This is a genomic window from Teredinibacter purpureus, assembly GCF_014217335.1.
Taxonomy (GTDB): Bacteria; Pseudomonadota; Gammaproteobacteria; order Pseudomonadales; family Cellvibrionaceae; genus Teredinibacter; species Teredinibacter purpureus.
Map to the genome: position 1 here is coordinate 1,200,522 of NZ_CP060092.1, position 17,506 is coordinate 1,218,027.

Here is a 17,506-nt window from a genome sequence, read left to right on the forward strand (position 1 = left end):
TAAGCATGATGAGTAAAAAAGACATAACGAATACTGGCGGTACATATGCGTACTAGAAGAAGATCACAAGAAGAAGCCGATCTCGATATCACTTCTTTTATGAACCTGATGATTATTTTGGTTCCGGTGTTGCTTATGAGTATGGTGTTTTCTCATATCACTGTACTTGATTTAAAATTGCCTGACCTAGCCTCCAGCGCAGCATCGAACGATGAACCTCAGGAAAACGAAAGCCTAGAGCTTGTTATTGAAAATGATGAGATGGTTATTAACTACCCCGCTGGCGCGCCTTTAAAGCGTTTGCCAAAAATTGAAGATACCGAAAGTGGAGCGTTAATCTACGACTTCGATACGCTTTCTATCGCGTTACAAGAAGTGAAGCGACTATTAAGAGATCAGGGCAAAGATAAAAAAGATATTTTAATTTTGTCGCAGCCAGATACGGATTATCAAACCATTGTCCGAGCAATGGATACTGTGCGCAGTTTTAAAACCGTGGTAGCCGCATCTGTTGTGAATGCAGAATTGTTCCCTGCTATTTCGTTAGGCGATGCACCTGTTGACGAAGCGACTGACCGGCCGGGAGGTGTGCAATGAAACAATCGATACATGCCAAGCGTATGGCGCGGACAAACAAACGACACAAAGCTACATCGAAGCTTAATCTCGTCTCGCTAATGGATATTTTTACCATCTTGGTTTTTTTCTTGTTGGTTAATTCATCAGATGTTGAAGTTTTGCAAAGTAATAAAGATATACAATTACCAGAATCTTTCGCTGAGCAGCAACCGAAAACCAATTTAATTGTCTCTGTCAGTCATGAATCGATTCTTGTGGGGGGGCGTAAGGTTGCCGATATTGCATTGATTAATAATAGCAACGACGCTGAAATTAAAGGTTTAAAAGAAGAGCTAGAGTATCTTGCTGCGCGCAAGCCTTACCGCACAGACGAAGAAGCGCAGAAAGGCCGTGACGTTACGATTATGGGCGACAAAGGCATTCCGTATGATTTACTTAAAAAGGTGATGACCACGTGTGCGAAATCGGAATACCGTAATATCTCGCTGGCCGTAAGTCAGGTGCCAACAGATGCTTCGGTTGATAGCCTTCAGGCAGAGGAGGGTTAACGTGGCGACAGTATTACTTGCACCTAACCTACAGCTTCCTTGGAGTTCCACTATTGATGATGACCGAAAATTTTGGCGCATTGTGGGGCTCTTACTGATTCCGTTTTTTATACTGAGTATTGTCGTACCGTTAATCGATGTGCCGGAAAAAGAGCGCTCTGAACTTGAAGCATTGCCTCCGCAGCTTGCAAAAGTGGTGATCGAGCAGCAAGAGATTCCAACACCAACGCCAACACCTGTCCCTACGCCAGAGCCTACACCCGAGCCCGAAGAGGTGCTGGAGGAAAAACCTGTAGAGGCAACGCCTCCACCAAAACCAGAGGCTACGCCAGAGCCGCAGGCAACACCGGAACCCGCAAAGCTAATAGAAAAAGCGCGAGAAGAAGCACAAGCTGAAATTAGTCAGTTTACTGATGCTCTTTCGGATATGCGCGAATCGTTTGAGCTTTCAGAGGTGAACGCTGATCTTACTCAGTCCACGGGTGAGGCCGCACAAGTTGATCGTTCAGCCATTACCAGTGGTGTTACCGCTGATAGTGGTGGCATTCAAACCTCTGGGCTTAGTCGTAATACCGGTGGTGTTGCGTTATCGGGTAAGCAAACGACTGCCGTCGACAGTAAGCTCGCAGCGCCAACGGGTGCAGGAGCAGAGGGTCAGAAGCAACCGGAGGTGGCGGGTAAGCGCAGTGAAGAGCAAATGCGTAAGGTAATGGATCAAAGCAAAGGCGCGATGTTTAATATATATAACCGCGCGCTGCGTAAAGACCCTACGCTAGAAGGCAAGGTGGTATTCGAAATGGTTATCGAGCCGAACGGTCGAATTTCTTCCGCTAAAATTGTGTCTAGCGAACTGGAAACGCCGGCTCTCGAATCGAAATTACTTGCGCGTATAAAGTTGATTAATTTTGGTTCGCAAGATGTAAAACAAACGAAATTAATTTTCTCGTTCGATTTCCTGCCGTATTAATTGTCGATAGAAAAAAAGGGAGGTTACGGTAACGTAAGCTCCCTTTTTTTGTGGTGTGCCTAATCTTTCGCAACCATATACAGGTTCATAAGGGTAGATTCGTCGGTAGTGCCCGGAGAAAAGCCTACGCAGATAAGGGCATGATCGCCAGAACCTGCATAATCCGCATTAAAGGAGCACGCCAATTGAGCTGTTCCCGGATTATTGCCTGGCTCTGTTATATTGCCCATTATCATCCCTGCGATGGGCTTGTTCTCAATGATGTCAGTAGAGGTAAAAGTCAATTCGTAACCCAGTTGCTCGGTCTCTCCTGTGGTTAGGTCTGTGACTTCTTTAAGTGTGCACACACCGCCTGCACAACTACCTTTTATGGGAAAGCTTTGTTCGCCACCGTTAAATTGGGGGTCTTGCAACACGCCAATGTAATTTCCGTCAAGCGTAGAAACACCACCAATTTCTCTTGCTTCTACACTCAATAAAAACTGTGCACCGTTGGTGTTACCTTCTGCAATTTGCTCTTCTGTTTGTGCACTTTCAATAAGAGCTGTTGCGCCTTGAGTGAAATAATACTGATGAGTGCCACTTGTTAATAAGCCATCGGTGCATTTGCCGTTGCTAAGTGTGACGCCATTGTCAGGAGACTCGGAAGGTGTTGGGTCTGTGAGTGCGTACTGATGTTGTAGCTGCTGAGTTCCCTCGGCAACACGTGAATAGTAAAAAGTTCCGAAGTGATAAGGCGTGTGTTTTTCATCTTCGAGTGGGCTGGTTGTTTTATAGAGTAACCAATTGGAGCTTATCGTTTCGTTGGTGGGGCAGCCTGCCAATGTGAGTAACTGCAGCGCGTTATCGTTGTCTATAAACGGCAGTAGAACGACTAAGTCATTGCTGATTTGAATGCCGCTAATGGTTCGGTTAGCGGCCAAGCTGCCACTCTCGACGGTCAGCTGAATAAATTCGGATTCGAGAGTTTGGTAACGGCCCAAAACACTCCAGTCGCTGGTGCCGTTTGGTGTCGTACTTCTATCAAATGTAAAATCACCAGATTCGTCGTCTAAGACTAGCTTCCAGCTTGAGCCGGGGCCGTAATAGGTTGGGTCTGGAAAGGCGGAAGAGCTAGAGCTGCTACTGCTAGAGCTGGCATTATCGTCTGTGGTCGATTCCCAGCCGCGTGTACAGCCCGTAAGCCCTGCGAGACAAAGAGTGATCGCACCAGCGATAAAAGGCGGCTTGAGGTGGTGTAAAGTTTTCACAATAGATCCTTATTTTTAGACATATAACGGGTGTTTTCAGGGCGAGGCATCGATAAAACCCGCGTTTTTCCCCAGAGCGATTGTCAGGTTGTGTAAGGGCTATTGAGTTGCGCGTTAGCGAGCGCGAGAGGCATAAATACGCCCATAGCCCTAATGTTTCGGCGTTACGAGTAAAACCTATTGAGTGTTTTCTTATTACCGAGGAACGTTAGTACGATGCTGAAAGGAAGAAGCGTATCACATTGGCGTTAAAGCTGTATAAGGGCTCGTTACCTAGCCCAAATTCTTCAGAGTTTGCGGCAGTATTTTCGCGGTAGTTGGCATAGTCAAAATTTATGCTATCCCAAAAGAGATTAAGGGTCGTTTTTTCGAAGAAGCTGAGCCACTGAGCTTTTACTTCGTAGGTGGCGCCGAGGCCTAAAGCAATATCTGAAAATTCGCTCATCTCTTTATCACGGGCGAGAAAATTCTGCGCATTTTGGTAGGCATAAAGATCAGAATAAAAAGACGCTTGGGTCTGATCGTAAACGCGTACTTTTCCTTCAAATATCCATTGGTCTTTATAGGGGTGAATATAACGAAATTCGTAATTTGTTGCGGCTATGTCCCAGCTATCGTTAAAGTGCCGCGCTTCGAATCGTACGGCGGCGCGATAAGGCAGGTAATACATGCTACGAATGGCGAGAGAGTCACTGCTGCGAGTGCTGGGGTAGTGCTCCGGTTGGTAGCCAACGTCGCCGTTAAGTTGGAGAAAGCGTACACTGCGATACGAATTGTTGAGAAAGCCTTCATCTAAGACTGTTTCGGCACTGACGGCCATTATCCAGTTCTTGGTTAGTATTTGTGTCCAGCCTAAGCTAAAGCGTTGATGTTGGGCGGGCTCTGCAAAATCAGGCGAGCCGTTTTTCATTACGGTATCATTGCCCTGAGAATATCCTAGGCTAATTGTGGAAAGGTCACCGAAAAATTCTTGGCTAATGCCTAAACCAACGGTTTCGGCTTCGTAATCGCTTTCGCTACTTTGCGTATAGCTAAGGCTCATGGTTGTTCGGCCGCGCAAATAATCAATTCCGCCACCGGTTTCGGTACGCTCTTCGGTATAGGGGCTGCCTTGGGTGATAACATCTAGCGATGCACTGGTAACGAAGTCGACGTAGTAATTACCCCATACAGAGACTTTATCTGCGATATCTTTTCGTACTAATACTGATGGCCCGTCAATAGTCACACCGCCACCATCGAAACTATGGTAAAGCACTTCGGTGCGGTCCTCCGGCAGTACGGCGGCGTTCGTCGCAACTGCAAAAAAGAGCATTGTAAAAATAAAGAGGACGTTTTTTTTCATGTGTTTTTTTAAGTATCGTATAAAAAGCTATGGATGATAGGTTTGTCGTATTTTCGATAAAGTGCTAACGCTATTAAAAATAGCGATCGTTTTTTAGTTGCAACCACACCCACCACCAGAGCTACCCTCTGCTCCGCGACCGGCTTCACGTGCTTCATAAACGTGATTCATATATTTTGTAGACGCGGGGTGAGACTCAAATGCCATTATCGGGTCAGCAAGATTTTCACGCTCGTACGGTTTTACCCACGGCTGTATAAAGGAGCAGCCGCTAATGGCCAGTAGTAAACCAATAAATACGAGGCGTTGAATTAATTGCTGCATGAGCGAATTAGGCCCTTGATGTGTTTGATGTAGGCTTTTTCGTCGCCGGGCTTATAGCCTCGATGTAAATAGGAAACATTACCGTCGCAATCGATGAGCACGCTGGTTGGCATAGCATCTACTTTGTAGGCTTCGCTCACTGTGCTAGTGGTGTCATACAAAATAGGAAAACTAACAGGAATTTCTTTTAACAGATGGTCGGCCTCTTTCGGGTCGGCTTCTACATTTATGCCTAACAAGGTAAAACCTGCGGGCGAATATCTTTTGTGTATTTTTTCGAGTAGTGGCATTTCCTGACGACAGGGGCCACACCAAGAGGCCCAGAAATTCAGCATGACCACTTGGCCTCTTAAATCGCTTAAACGAATATTTTTATCTTGATTTGATTTAAGAGTGAAATCGTAGGAAGGTTTAACGGCGAGCGCGTGAGGTGTAAAGGCCAGTAGGCTGAGTAGAGCAACCAAAGCCGCGCAGGGCACTAGAAGAGTTTTTACAGAGCGAGTAATGGAAAACATGCCGAGACCTCGTTACGACTAAAAGTAAATAGAAAGCCCAAGCTGGGCTTCTAAATTTTGGATGGCTTTATCGTCACCCAGTAGGTTGTGAGTAAATAGATGATTGCGTACATCAAGCCGCATAGCGAGCCAGTCGGTCACAAATATGCGAAATCCACCGCCAAAGTTAGTGGTGAAATATTCATTATCGGCAAATAGGGTGTTACCGGCTCCACCCACTAGGTAGTACGCGGTATTAAACGCGTATTGGCCTAAAAACACTTCGCCTTGAAGTAAATTAAAGCCAAGTGACAAATTATAGTAGTCGTATTGTCGTTCGTCGTCGGTAAGGAGTGGGCTGCCGCCGCTGAGCACTTCGTAGCTGGTAGGCGTAGTAATGGTTGAGCCGTAGACGCCTTCTAAGAAAAAATCTTCGGTTATATGATAACTGCCACGAACGCCGTAAAGGTTATTTGTGCCGAAGTCTTCCACACTAATAACGCCTGCGAATATACCAAATTCAAAGTTTTCGCTATCGATGCGTTTCTCGTCAATGGTTTGACGTTCGAGATCAGGGTTGATAACTGCATCGAGCACAGTCTCGCTGTTGGATTCGTTATCACTTTGCGCAAGCGCCGTGGGAATGAATAGTAATGCGAGTGTCTGTGTGAGCAGTATCAGAAAAATACGCTGAAACCGGCTTTCCATTCGTCAACCTCTTCGTTAGTGTCTCGCTTGGTTAAAAGCGTATGGTCGTTATATTCAATACGAAATAGAAAACTGCGCGTGACGTAAAAAATAAATCCGCCGCCTACGGTCATTACACCATTTTCGCGATCTTCTGTTTGTACAATGTCGGAGCTAGGTGAAATGACAATAGCGCCAGTACCTAAAGTAAAAAATGGGGAAACTTGCCAGTCTGGAAAGGGTTGGTGAACTACGTTAAGTGTGGCTAGCTTACTGTTGGAAAATGAACCAAAGGCTTGGGTATAACGTAATTCCGTGGAAATATTTTCGGTAAGGTGAAACCCCAAGTATGTGTTTAACCCTCGTGCACCGGAGAAGTCACCACCACCTACGCCAAGCTCCCAGCGCCGGTCATTAAACGCTTCTCGCCCTGGCCGAGATAAGTCGACGTCTTCGCCGTGCAACCCGAATGTTTCACGAAATTCATCGCGGTGTACCCAACCGGTTTTACCTTGAAGAGTTTTTACTTTATACCAATCGGTGCGGCTTTTTATGATGGTTATGGTTTCGCCTTTTTCGATGGTATGAAATATAGGGTAGGCGCGACCGGGGCCTGTATGCATCTCGGCATAGGCATCTGTAACAACCACTTCAATGCCGCTGTCTTTGGCGAGTGCGTGGGTGTTGAGTAGTAGCATCCCCATTAACAGGATAACTATCGATGGCCATTGTTGTGGTGCGGGTCGCATCATAATATTGTAGGGTTGAATTTGCGTTTGAGGGTTGAGTAACTGAGAGCGGTAGGCCCCCAGTTGAGTGTGAATTCTGAATTAGGGCGCGACAAATTGATTATTGTAGTACTGCCCACCAATATCCAGCCATTCTGCAATAAGTTTAAGTTCTGCGCCATTTAAATAATCTTGGTGTGTTCCTCCGTTTTCAAATACTCTAAAAAATCCGTTAGAGGATAATGCACCATTGGGTGAGAGAAGCGCGCCATTACGATTCTGGGTTTCTATCATGATCGGTATGGGTTCCATTAGTGGATTTCCCTCGCCATCGAGAATGGGGTTGTCTTCGTCGTCCAAAACTGGTTGCAACTCTTGCACCATGAAGGGCACTAGGTTGTCGTTTTCGTCGAGCAGCAGCGTGAGGTCGGGGTCGATGGTATCGGCGGGTGCGGGGACGGTTACACCGTCTTCATTAAGTGCTTCGAACTGAGGTACATCATCGATGACGAGTTGAATCATTTGGTATTGAGGTACACTGTCAATAACGAGTTGTTCGAGCTCTAAGCGTAGGTTGCCGTTATCGTCCAGCTCGAGTACACGGCTACCAAAGAGTAAATGCGCGTAGGATTCAACGTAGTCGTTTCGCTCTGTAGATTGAACACTGGACAAATTAAGTTGCCGTGTGCCGGCAGGGATAATCGTCATGCCGTCGGCATCGGTGGTGTTGTGGCAGTTCGTGCAAGTGAAGTCGGAAATGACGGCGTCGGTGTCATCCAGTGTCACGCGCGGTAGCTCCCACACTGGTTGCACGTGTTCAATATAGTTAATGACAATTCGGCAAAGGCTTGTCCAATTCACGCCACATTCCGTGGGCGCTTCGGTACGCAGGTCACTATAGGATAGGTCGATGGTGGCGCTTGAGGGGCGTATACCGTCTTCCGTCCAATCGCTGTAATCGATGATGTTAACGGAAGGTGTGCGTACGCCATTCATGCGGGCGTAGTACTGCGCCATGCTTTCGCCCACTTCTGGCGGGCCGTGAGGGGTACCAAAGGCGTCACGTAATTGGGTATTGGGGAATGCTGCGGCGGAAAGTGCGCCCGGGTTAATGGACGCTAGCCCGCTGTCGATACGGCCATGTGGGGTTATTGTATCGTCGTTTGTGTGGCAGCCTGTGCACTCGCGCACTTCACCAGCGCGTAAGGCCATCCAATATTGGTGTCGTGGGCCAATATTGCCGCTGCCGTCGGTGCGCACGCGTTTGCCGTTGGCATCGAGAATAGAAAAGGTAAAGGCGACATCGGCGGGTACTTTAAACATCGCTGAGCCATCGGGTTCAATCGGAACATACCCGAGAATATCTTTCATTTGTCCGCCTGCGCGACCGAATGCACTATTGTCGAAATCAACAACATCATCGTCGGCCATCGAAACCGCCTTTAACAGGCGAATAAAGCGTGCTGGGCGTTCATTTTCGGTGGTTTGCAAGGGGTCTGCTGTGGCCATTATTCCGTTCGGAGAAATATCGGTACCGTCCATATCGTAAACACTGCGTATGTGCAGTATACCCACGTTTTCCTCGGCCAACGCTTGCTCAAAGTCGATCCCTGCGATGGGGTCGGGAATATAATCGGGAATGGGTTGCGGCTGTAACACCAGTGCTTCTGTATACATAACGTCGTTTTCAGAGAGCACGACTGGAGATTGTGTTTGATTGAAGGGGTCGAAAATCCACAAACCATAAACCGGTAACGCGAGCTGAATACTGGTGAGCGACAAGGCTTCGTTGGTACAGGGGAAAAAGCCCACCTCCTCTTCTGGAATTGTAATGGGGGTTTCGTCGACGGCTAAAACACTACCAGTTCTATCGACGCGCTCGCCGTTTTCGTTCATTAACTGCAAATTTTCATCGACATAAATATTTAATTGATAGCCGCGTAATTGGCAGGGGCTCCAGCTGATTAGAAGGCGGCCACTGCCATCATCGATGGGATAAGCCGAACTGTAATAGCCCCCCGGTGAAGCCGAGCCGTCGGTGTTTATTTCACCGCTAATAATGGAGTTTTGTGCGGGGGAAGCGGATTCGGAGCCTTCTACCGTAATGTTGAGTTCGGTGAAGTTAAAGGTGTCTATCGCGATCATGCCACCGCCAAGTTGCTCGGCAATACGCGGCCGCAAACTGACCTGTATACGACTATCCACTAACTCTCTGGGCTTGGCAAAAACGCCCTCAGTGCCATTTGTGCCGGTGTTTTGGCTGTGAAAACCGTATTCCACATTGACATTACTGCCATCGGGGTTGGCCGTATAGAGGCTCAATACGTCTTTACTATCACGATAATTATCCCAGCGTAGAAATAAAATACGCCCGTCGTTTAATACCGTAGGGTAGAGATCATGGCTTTGGTTAAAGGTGATCTGGCTAATATCATTACCGTCATTCTCCATAACGTGTAGCACAAACGCTTCTTCATCGCCCGTTTCAATTAATGCGGCAAATTGTGGCTTACTTTCATCGAGCAACACCGCACGTGAACGCCGCTGCCTATTGGTCGAAAAAATAATGCGGCCATCAGCCAAATAAGCCGGCATGATGTCTTGGCCTTCTTCCGCAATCGTGTTGGATTCGATAATACGCCGTAAAATTTCTGTTTCTAAATTGTATTCCCAAATATTCCACGTCGGTTGGTTTTCTTCATCAGCATCTTCAATTTCGGGCGCGCGCATCGCAAAGAGCAGCTTGGTACCGTCGGGATCAACCGATAAATCTTTAACATCGTAAGGGAGTGGAGTGGGGACGTCGCCTTCCGGTAAGGATTCATCTGTTTCGGGTGTAAAAGGAATATCCGTAATAACTAAGGCGTCGGCCGGAACGGAGGCTCGATCCTTCAATAATAAACGTGCACCTGGTCGGAATGCGGTTATATCTAAAACATCGTCGGGCACAAAAATTCCGTCTTCATCGCGCGGTATAGGGCGTTGAATATAAGCGACTGGGAAATCGACAACGACAGGATCTGGCTCTTGAGTATTGCCGCCACCACCGCTACTGGCGTCACACCCTAGCAAGAAGAGCGCAGGCAAAACACCGCCGCATAACGTAATCGGTTTGAATAAAGTCAATAGTTTCATAACCCAGCTCTTTTCTTGTCGTTAGTGCTTTGTACCTTACACGACAATGTTGAATAACGGATGCGAAAGATAAAATACGGGAAAAAATAGCGTAAACGTATTAACCGTTCAGATGACAGCGCGCATTTTAGTACAAGAAGCGTTTTGTCTTATAACGAATGGTAAACAAGCTTTATGCCGAATACAGACTTTTTTTGCCTAACGGCCCACGTGTTTACGAATCTTTACACAATCGTAGAATTAATCGGCGACTATGAAGGGATGGAAAAGCACTTACACCTATTTTTATTGTGAAAGGCAAAAATATTTTTGCGTTATATTCGAGGATAAAGGTGTTTTTCGTGTGAATTATTCTTATGGAAATGACGTGGTTCTCATTTTTGATTTTTAATGAATGAAATGACGTTTTGAAAGCGGTAAGCGGAATGGTTCCTGCGTCGAGCGAGCTTAATGTGGCTATTACTTTGGCGGTGTAACCGAATAGCCCCGCAAGTGGGTCGGTAAAAAGGAAAGGCACTGTCCGTGAGGTGACAAAAATTGACGTAAGCCTACAAAAATTGTGTGGGCGCGAACAAAAAATGAATTAAGCGACATAATGTTGGCCGAGGTTTTCGGCCTAACAGCTCCAAACATCAATCAACCCAAATTTTACGGGTTAACAGCGATATAGGCAGCACGATGATTAAGTGTTTACAAAAAAAGGCGATGCGGCGCGCAATGGCTCTTAGCCTTCGCAGCGGTGCACTCGTTGGTGGCGCGGTGGCAATGTTGAGTTTATCGACATTGAGCTACGGTGGAACCTTAGAGCAGGCCAAACGAATTCATGATCGTTTAGCCGGCGTGCCGCCAACCGACGACGTACTACTGCAAATGAAAGCTGATTTAGACGGTGGTGACGGTGTGGCAGCCGCGAACCGTGCAATGGACAACGATAGTTTCTACAACGTGACCGTGAAAAATTGGGCCGCACCGTGGACGAATAGAGAGCAGAGCGTATTCGTGCCACTAAATGACTACATTGCGACGGTGGTTGGCTTTGTACGCGACGGTGAAACAATGGATTTTCGCGCGCTACTCTATGCCGACGTGTTATATGTTGCCGACCCAACACTTGGGTTAACGCCTTATGCCAATGGTAACAATAGCCATTATGAGCAATTAGAAGCGGGCGGTTATAGTTTGCAGAGTAATTTAGTTCAGCGTAGTCAATCTTCGCTTACGGGATTGCCCAGCGATGCTACTGCCGGTGTTGTCACTTCTCGGGCCGCTGCCAAATCGTTTTTTATCGCCGGCACTAATCGCGCAAATTTTCGTTTTACCTTAATGAATCATCTTTGTATGGATTTGGAACAAGTACACGATATCACCCGTGTGCCTGATCGTATTCGTCAAGATGTTTCGCGCAGCCCTGGTGGTGACGCTCGGGTATTTTTAAATAATTGTATTGGTTGCCATAACGGTATGGACCCAATGGCACAAGCATTTGCCTATTACGATTTTGAGTACGACGCAGACACCGACTTGACCGGCGAAAACGGCGCAATTGCTTACAATGACGAGACAGCAATTGAGGCCGAAACCGGTACCCGAGTACAAGCCAAATACCACTTTAACAGTGCAACTTTCCCTTATGGGTTTGTAACACCGGATGACAAATGGGATAACTATTGGCGCGCGGGCGTCAATCAAAATCTGGGCTGGGACGAGTCGTTATCGGGCGGTGGCAATGGCGCACGAACGATGCTGCAAGAGTTGGCTCACTCAGAAGCCTTTGCTTCTTGTCAGGTAACAAAGGTATTTAAAACGGTTTGTTTACGAGACCCCGGTGATGAAAGTGATAGAGGTGCGGTCGAGACGATAAAGACCCATTTCACCCAAAACGGGCATAACATTAAACAAGTGTTTGCTGAAACAGCCAATCACTGTAAAGGGGTATAACCGATGATTACATTGAATTTACCCGCATTCTTTCAGCTGCATCACCTGCGGTTACTCTCATTACTTGCGGTTATTAGTGTGCTAGCCGCTTGCAGTGGTGGTAGTGGTGAAACCGTTCAGCAAAACGACGATTTTAGTCGTAGCGATGGTGAAACTGGGGTGGTCTATAACGGCCCTTCGGCAAGTACTGACGATGTCCAAAGTTTTAAACTAAATTTGTGGGATAACCTCGCCGGTGAAAACCGCTGTGGTACTTGTCATGTACAAGGAGGAACCTCGCCTGAATTTGTACGGTCTGACGATATTAATTTAGCGTACGGTTCGGCTAATCCATTAGTCGATTTAGAAATCCCCTCGAATTCACGCATTGTTGCGAAGGTAGCGGGTGGCCACAACTGTTGGGGTACCGAGCCTGCCGTTTGTGCAGAAATTATTACCAACTATATAGAAGCATGGGCTGGTGCAGCAGGCACAAGTAGTAATGTAATTGTATTAACCGCGCCGCCAGAATATGAAGTCACCGATAGTAAAAGCTTTCCGGCAGACAGCAATTCATTTGGCACAACGGTCTATCCGTTATTAGCCAGTCATTGCGCCAGTTGTCATTCAGAAGATTCAGCATTGCAGCAGCAGCCTTATATTGGCAGCAGCGATATCGATGTTGCTTATGATGCTGCTCGCAGTAAAATAAATTTGGATGAGCCAACGAACTCCCGCTTGGTGACGCGTTTAGCCAATGAGTTTCATAACTGCTGGCTAGGTGGTGGTAGTTGTACCGATAACGGCGCAGAAATGGCGGGTGCAATTGCTGACTTTGCCAACGCTATTCCCATAACTGAGGTGGACGCGGCTCTGGTAGTAAGCCATGCGCTTGGATTACCCGACGGCATTGTGGCAGCAAGTGGTGGGCGAGTTGAAAATAATGTTATCGCGTTATATGAATTTAAAAATGAATCTGTTGAAACCGCATTTGATACCAGTGGTATAGAGCCTGCGTTGGATTTGAATTTAACTGGTGACGTGCGTCGAGTCGGCGGCTGGGGAATTCGGATTAACGATGGTCGCGCGCAAGGGGCTACAAGCTCTAGTGAAAAGCTATACGATTTAATTCGGGCAACCGGTGAATACTCCATCGAAACGTGGGTGGTTCCCGATAATGTTGCGCAGGATGGTCCGGCTCGTATTGTCACTTATTCGGGTGGTTCAGAGATTAGAAATTTCACCGTAGGCCAAACGCTTTATAACTACAACTTTCTTAATCGAAGTTCACTCGCTGATGGTAATGGTATGCCCATGCTTTCAACCACGGATGCCGACGAAGTGTTACAAGCAACACTGCAACATGTGGTCACTAGTTTTAACCCCATAACGGGTATGGCAATTTACGTAAACGGCGAATTGGTGGCTACCGACGAAAGCATGATTGGAGCCAACGTAAACGATTGGGATAATACGTTTGCGCTAGCGTTGGGGAATGAACTGGATGGCGAATATCCGTGGCAGGGCGTTGTACGTTTTTTGGCGATCCATAACCGCTCATTGACCGCAGACGACGTGCAGATGAATTTTGACGCGGGAGTAGGCGAGAAATTTTTCTTACTGTTCGGCGTCTCAGAGCATATCGATTTTCCAGAAGCCTATGTTGTCTTTCAGGTTGAGCAGTTTGATAACTACAGTTATCTCTTCTCGTCGCCTTTCTTTATTAGTTTAGCCGACGGCGCCCCAACAGAAGCCATTGCACTTGAAGGCATGCACATCGGCATTAATGGTCGTGAAGCCACCATTGGCCAGAGTTATGCGAACATTAATGTAACGATTGATGCGACCAATTACAGTGGGGAAAGTGGCGTTACACTCTCCACGCTAGGGGCTCTTGTAGAGCTGGATAAAGGCGCGGACCTCGATCAATTCTTCCTTAGTTTTGATCGTATCGGGGACGCGGCCTATGTTCGCAGTGAATCGATGCCACCAGCCCCGCCTTCGCCAGCGGACTTGGACGAGCAGTCTGATATTGGCTTGCGTCATTTTGCTGAAATTGACGCAACCATTGCGCACCTTACGCAGACACCCAGTGAGCAAGTACCGGCAAGTGTTCGCACGGTTTATGAAACGGTTCGACAGCAGCTACCAACCGTGGAGAATATTGATACTTTCTTAGCGGCGCATCAAGCGGGCATTATGCAGTTATCTGTGGCGTATTGTACGGCGTTGGTCAATGACACTGCGCGCCGAGCACGGGTATTTGACGGATTTAATTTTGGTGACGCCGTTACTATGGTGAACGCCGATCTCATTATTGATCCGTTGTTAACGGGGCTTACGGCCAATTCAATCGAGTTAGACGGCATACCCACTGAGCTGGATACGCAAGCCGCGCCCGATGATATTAAAACCCACCTTTATAGCCTGATAGCCGATATGTCGGCTGCAGATACTCAAACAACTGTTATCGCACTCTGTGCTGCCACGGCCGGCAGCGCAGTAATGCTATTGCAATAATACGCATGCAATTGGTGAATTTTCATGGCTAAACGAAAGAACTTTCTTCATCCCGACGAGCCCTTAAAACATGAGCATCATCACCGCCCAAAAACTCGCCGCGATTTTATTGCGCAAGGTTTTCAGGCGGGGTTAGGTACCGTACTAGGCACTTCTATTTTTAGTATGTTCGCCAGTCCGCGCGAAGCAATGGCGCTGTCAGCGGATATTGATGCACGGCGTATTCCCTGCGGTATTACCCCAGGTGCGGGCAAAATCCCATTTATCTGTTTTGACCTGGCAGGAGGCGCCAATATTGCAGGCTCTAATGTGCTGGTGGGTGGCCAAGGTGGGCAGATGGATTTCCTGAGTAGCGGTGGTTACAGCAAGCAGGGGTTGCCCGGCGATATGGTGCCAGGCCTAGCCGAAGCAACACCGGCTGAAGGCGGTAATGGTGATCATACTAATAGCCAGTTGGGCTTAGGTTTTCATATCGACAGCGGTTACCTGCGCGGCATACTCGAGCGGACATCTGAAGGTACCCAGCAAGCTATTAATGGAGCCGTTATTGCTGCACGATCTGAAAATGATACGTCGAACAACCCGCATAACCCAATGTATGCCATTAACATGGCCGGCCCAGTGGAGGATGGCGTCCCGCGTGGTGCAAATGGAGAGTTGGTAGCGCTCGTCGGCTCACGTTCAAGCGATTCGGGCGGCAATTCAATGGCTCCAGCAGCCCTGTTAAACAACGAAGTACGCCCCACCAAAATAGATCGGCCATCGGACGTGACGGGTTTAGTGGATGTGGGTGACTTTGGCGCCCTTTCATCCGAGGAAGTTGTCGCCGTAATGGAATCGGTATCGCGTATCAGTGATGAGAAGCTAGCGAGCATGTCAACGGGTATGACAACGGATATGGCGGTTAAAGACCTTGTGAGTTGTGCCTACGTTAAAAGTGCGTACCTAGCAGAAAACTTTCCAGACCCCAGTTTCTTAGACCCTGCTACCGATCCTGATATTGTTGGCGCTAGCGGCATTTTCAGTGTTGATGAATTCAATGGTGATCGTGAATTTCAGAAAACGGCATCGGTGATGAAGCTCGTGGTGAACGGTTATGCCGGTGCGGGAACTATCACAATGGGTGGGTTTGACTACCATACGGGCGATCGGTCTACCGGTGAGCAGCGTGATTTGCGGGCAGGCCGTTGTATGGGCGCTTGTCTAGAGTATGCGGCTCGCAAGGGCGTACCGTTAATGATGTACGTGTTCAGCGACGGATCTGTATTTAGTAATGGCATGACGGATGACTCTATAGAAGGGCGCGGCAAGGGCGTTTGGACGGGCGATAATCAGCAAACCGCATCGGCCTTTTTTTTGGTTTACAACCCAGGAAGCCGCCCCGTTCTATTAGGTGCAACGCCAGACGAACAAGCCATTCACCAACAAATAGGCTATATGCGAGCGAGCGGCGATGTGGAAACCAGCTCAAGCGGCGACCGGCCAAACCCCGCCGCCAACAATGTTAACCTGTTAGTGCAAACGGTTATGCTGAACTATATGGCGCTACACGGGGAACAAGCTCACTTTGAAGACGCGTTCAGTGCTAGAGGGCTATCGCACGGACTTGGCAGTGCAGGCATGATGGATCGAATAACGGCTTTCAGTCCGATTGTTGACGGCAGAATCATATGAAGCGTTAACCATTCGGTATTTAACCCGCTAAAAAACAACCCAGCAATGCTGGGTTGTTTTTTTTCTGCTTACTGCTACGCCCGGTGAAATAGGTGCCCCTTATGGCAATGTTTCACTATATTTGTGCTTTTTATGGATTATTGTTTTTAGAAAACCGTCACTTTGGGGTTTACATCTGCATTCGTTGTCTATGCTTTAAAGAAGTTCCAATGTTAGGGCGCAGGTAAAATCCATGACCGTATCCAATGAAAACCTTTCACTTCTTCTTTTAAAAGCACGTGAAAACTCTGTCTCGTATGTAAGGCCGATTTTGGCCGAAGTGGGATTAACTGAGCAGCAATGGCGTGTTATTCGTACGCTAAAACGCGATGGAGAAATGAACGCACAAGATCTGGCTGGAGAAAGCTGTATTTTAAGCCCAAGCTTGTCGCGTATTTTGAACCGACTGGAAAATGAAAAAGTTATACTCAAGAAGGTTGATAGTAAAGATCAACGTGCACTGAACATAAAATTGAGTGCTAAAGGAAGCCGACTTCATGATCGTGTGGCGCCAAAGATAGAAAAACAATACAAAGTGCTCACACAAGCCGTGGGAAAAGACACTGTTAGTAAGCTGATAGTCTTGCTTGAAACATTTTCTTCACGCGGAAAACCAAACGACGATGGTTAGTAAGCGCGTTCTGCTCTTCTAAGCTCCTTGATTCTACAAGGAGCTTAACTTCTTACTTTTTCTATAAATATTAACAGGTTATTTAATGTATCCGATTTTTCGGGTGCGCTTCACATCCCTATGTCGGCGTAAGCCGTTTCTGAATAATCGCTGTACATGCCAAACTTATCGAATACGGCTATACGAAATTCATACCGTCCAGGCTTTAGTGCTGTGAGCTCGAATTCTGAACGGTCGATTATGGATTGATTATCCACGATCTCGATATGTTCAATATTTTCGGTGATATCGCGATAGACTATCTCGTAGCCACCAATTTCATCAAGCAGCAAAGAACCTTCGTCTTCACCTTCTCGCCTAGTGGGCCTATCCCATTCGATCAATGCTGAAAAACCCGTAGGTTCAGGTGTGGGCGTAGGTTGTACGCTGTTGGGGCCGTCATCTCCGGGTAATAACCCAGAGCCGCCAGAGGTTGTACTTCCGCCGCCTCCGCAAGCCGACAAAACAAGAGCAAGCGAAACGCTAGCGACAATTTTTTTCAAGGTATTTACCACGTTGGTTACCACGTATTCGAGATCTGAAGATCAATAGCAGAGTTGGATGGTGATTCTAGACAACAACTAAGATTGGGTATGTGCAGAACTTAACACTTTGGCTGTTGTGACAGA

General features: G+C 47.4%; 15 protein-coding genes. 7 read left to right on the forward strand and 8 right to left on the reverse strand.

From position 1 onward, the window contains the following. The first annotated feature begins 45 nt into the window (after positions 1–45). The 3 genes from H5647_RS05370 to H5647_RS05380 are packed head-to-tail and all read left to right on the forward strand — an operon-like array spanning position 46 to position 2,094. Positions 46–597 carry an ExbD/TolR family protein gene (locus H5647_RS05370; RefSeq protein ID WP_045856915.1) on the forward strand — a complete coding sequence of 184 codons (552 nt, stop codon included), beginning with the start codon at positions 46–48 and terminating at the stop codon, positions 595–597. Then, positions 594–1,127: an ExbD/TolR family protein gene (locus H5647_RS05375; RefSeq protein ID WP_200911635.1), complete on the forward strand. Its 534-nt coding sequence runs from the start codon at positions 594–596 to the stop codon at positions 1,125–1,127. The genes H5647_RS05370 and H5647_RS05375 overlap by 4 nt, the downstream gene beginning before the upstream one ends. A gap of 1 nt (position 1,128) precedes the next feature. Continuing rightward, a complete protein-coding gene (locus tag H5647_RS05380) occupies positions 1,129–2,094 on the forward strand; it encodes an AgmX/PglI C-terminal domain-containing protein (protein WP_045856917.1) in 966 nt (321 codons plus the stop codon). Positions 2,095–2,153: 59 nt separating this feature from the next. Here H5647_RS05380 and H5647_RS05385 read toward each other — a convergent pair whose 3' ends face one another. From H5647_RS05385 to H5647_RS05415, 7 genes are all read right to left on the reverse strand, one after another. Beyond that, entirely contained in the window at positions 2,154–3,344 is a 1,191-nt protein-coding gene (locus H5647_RS05385) for a hypothetical protein (protein ID WP_045856919.1), read from the reverse strand. 208 nt (positions 3,345–3,552) lie between these two features. Next, entirely contained in the window at positions 3,553–4,689 is a 1,137-nt protein-coding gene (locus H5647_RS05390) for a DUF3570 domain-containing protein (protein ID WP_045856921.1), read from the reverse strand. A gap of 93 nt (positions 4,690–4,782) precedes the next feature. Beyond that, complete coding sequence (locus H5647_RS05395; protein ID WP_045856923.1) at positions 4,783–5,013, reverse strand: DUF4266 domain-containing protein; 231 nt, start codon at positions 5,011–5,013, stop codon at positions 4,783–4,785. Beyond that, on the reverse strand, positions 5,001–5,528 hold the full coding sequence (locus H5647_RS05400; protein ID WP_082086959.1) for a TlpA disulfide reductase family protein: 528 nt from the start codon (positions 5,526–5,528) through the stop codon (positions 5,001–5,003). Before H5647_RS05400 ends, H5647_RS05395 begins: the two co-directional genes overlap by 13 nt. A gap of 18 nt (positions 5,529–5,546) precedes the next feature. Continuing rightward, positions 5,547–6,215 carry an outer membrane beta-barrel domain-containing protein gene (locus H5647_RS05405; protein WP_045856925.1) on the reverse strand — a complete coding sequence of 223 codons (669 nt, stop codon included), beginning with the start codon at positions 6,213–6,215 and terminating at the stop codon, positions 5,547–5,549. Next, positions 6,185–6,946 (reverse strand): SH3 domain-containing protein, encoded by a 762-nt coding sequence (locus H5647_RS05410; protein WP_236074785.1) that lies wholly within the window; start codon positions 6,944–6,946, stop codon positions 6,185–6,187. The genes H5647_RS05405 and H5647_RS05410 overlap by 31 nt, the downstream gene beginning before the upstream one ends. A 78-nt stretch (positions 6,947–7,024) precedes the next feature. Further along, the gene (locus H5647_RS05415) at positions 7,025–10,057 is read right to left on the reverse strand and encodes an HzsA-related protein (RefSeq protein ID WP_162926291.1); all 3,033 of its coding nucleotides are present in this window, start codon (positions 10,055–10,057) and stop codon (positions 7,025–7,027) included. A 717-nt stretch (positions 10,058–10,774) separates the two neighbouring features. Between H5647_RS05415 and H5647_RS05420 the strand changes: the two genes are divergently transcribed. The 4 genes from H5647_RS05420 to hpaR all read left to right on the forward strand — a co-directional run bounded on the left by H5647_RS05420 (position 10,775) and on the right by hpaR (position 16,838). Further along, positions 10,775–11,995, forward strand: coding sequence for a hypothetical protein (locus H5647_RS05420; RefSeq protein WP_045861103.1), 1,221 nt, complete (start codon positions 10,775–10,777; stop codon positions 11,993–11,995). A 3-nt stretch (positions 11,996–11,998) separates the two neighbouring features. Continuing rightward, complete coding sequence (locus tag H5647_RS05425; protein WP_045856929.1) at positions 11,999–14,494, forward strand: LamG domain-containing protein; 2,496 nt, start codon at positions 11,999–12,001, stop codon at positions 14,492–14,494. Between the two features lie 24 nt (positions 14,495–14,518). Continuing rightward, positions 14,519–16,168 carry a hypothetical protein gene (locus H5647_RS05430; RefSeq protein ID WP_045856930.1) on the forward strand — a complete coding sequence of 550 codons (1,650 nt, stop codon included), beginning with the start codon at positions 14,519–14,521 and terminating at the stop codon, positions 16,166–16,168. Positions 16,169–16,400: 232 nt separating this feature from the next. Next, on the forward strand, positions 16,401–16,838 hold the full coding sequence (hpaR, locus tag H5647_RS05435) for a homoprotocatechuate degradation operon regulator HpaR (protein ID WP_045856932.1): 438 nt from the start codon (positions 16,401–16,403) through the stop codon (positions 16,836–16,838). 110 nt (positions 16,839–16,948) lie between these two features. Here the strand turns inward: hpaR and H5647_RS05440 are convergent, their stop codons facing one another. After that, positions 16,949–17,380, reverse strand: coding sequence for a fibronectin type III domain-containing protein (locus H5647_RS05440; RefSeq protein ID WP_162926292.1), 432 nt, complete (start codon positions 17,378–17,380; stop codon positions 16,949–16,951). Between the last annotated feature and the right edge of the window lie 126 nt (positions 17,381–17,506).

What these genes read in the sequence shown, in the direction of transcription:
- H5647_RS05370 (WP_045856915.1), top strand. Translation starts at nt 46, where the DNA reads ATGCGTACTAGAAGAAGATCACAAGAAGAAGCCGATCTCGATATCACT.
- H5647_RS05375 (WP_200911635.1), top strand. Translation starts at nt 594, where the DNA reads ATGAAACAATCGATACATGCCAAGCGTATGGCGCGGACAAACAAACGA.
- H5647_RS05390 (WP_045856921.1), bottom strand. Translation starts at nt 4,689, where the DNA reads ATGAAAAAAAACGTCCTCTTTATTTTTACAATGCTCTTTTTTGCAGTT.
- H5647_RS05395 (WP_045856923.1), bottom strand. Translation starts at nt 5,013, where the DNA reads ATGCAGCAATTAATTCAACGCCTCGTATTTATTGGTTTACTACTGGCC.
- H5647_RS05400 (WP_082086959.1), bottom strand. Translation starts at nt 5,528, where the DNA reads ATGTTTTCCATTACTCGCTCTGTAAAAACTCTTCTAGTGCCCTGCGCG.
- H5647_RS05405 (WP_045856925.1), bottom strand. Translation starts at nt 6,215, where the DNA reads ATGGAAAGCCGGTTTCAGCGTATTTTTCTGATACTGCTCACACAGACA.
- H5647_RS05410 (WP_236074785.1), bottom strand. Translation starts at nt 6,946, where the DNA reads ATGATGCGACCCGCACCACAACAATGGCCATCGATAGTTATCCTGTTA.
- H5647_RS05415 (WP_162926291.1), bottom strand. Translation starts at nt 10,057, where the DNA reads ATGAAACTATTGACTTTATTCAAACCGATTACGTTATGCGGCGGTGTT.
- H5647_RS05420 (WP_045861103.1), top strand. Translation starts at nt 10,775, where the DNA reads ATGGCTCTTAGCCTTCGCAGCGGTGCACTCGTTGGTGGCGCGGTGGCA.
- H5647_RS05425 (WP_045856929.1), top strand. Translation starts at nt 11,999, where the DNA reads ATGATTACATTGAATTTACCCGCATTCTTTCAGCTGCATCACCTGCGG.
- H5647_RS05430 (WP_045856930.1), top strand. Translation starts at nt 14,519, where the DNA reads ATGGCTAAACGAAAGAACTTTCTTCATCCCGACGAGCCCTTAAAACAT.
- hpaR (WP_045856932.1), top strand. Translation starts at nt 16,401, where the DNA reads ATGACCGTATCCAATGAAAACCTTTCACTTCTTCTTTTAAAAGCACGT.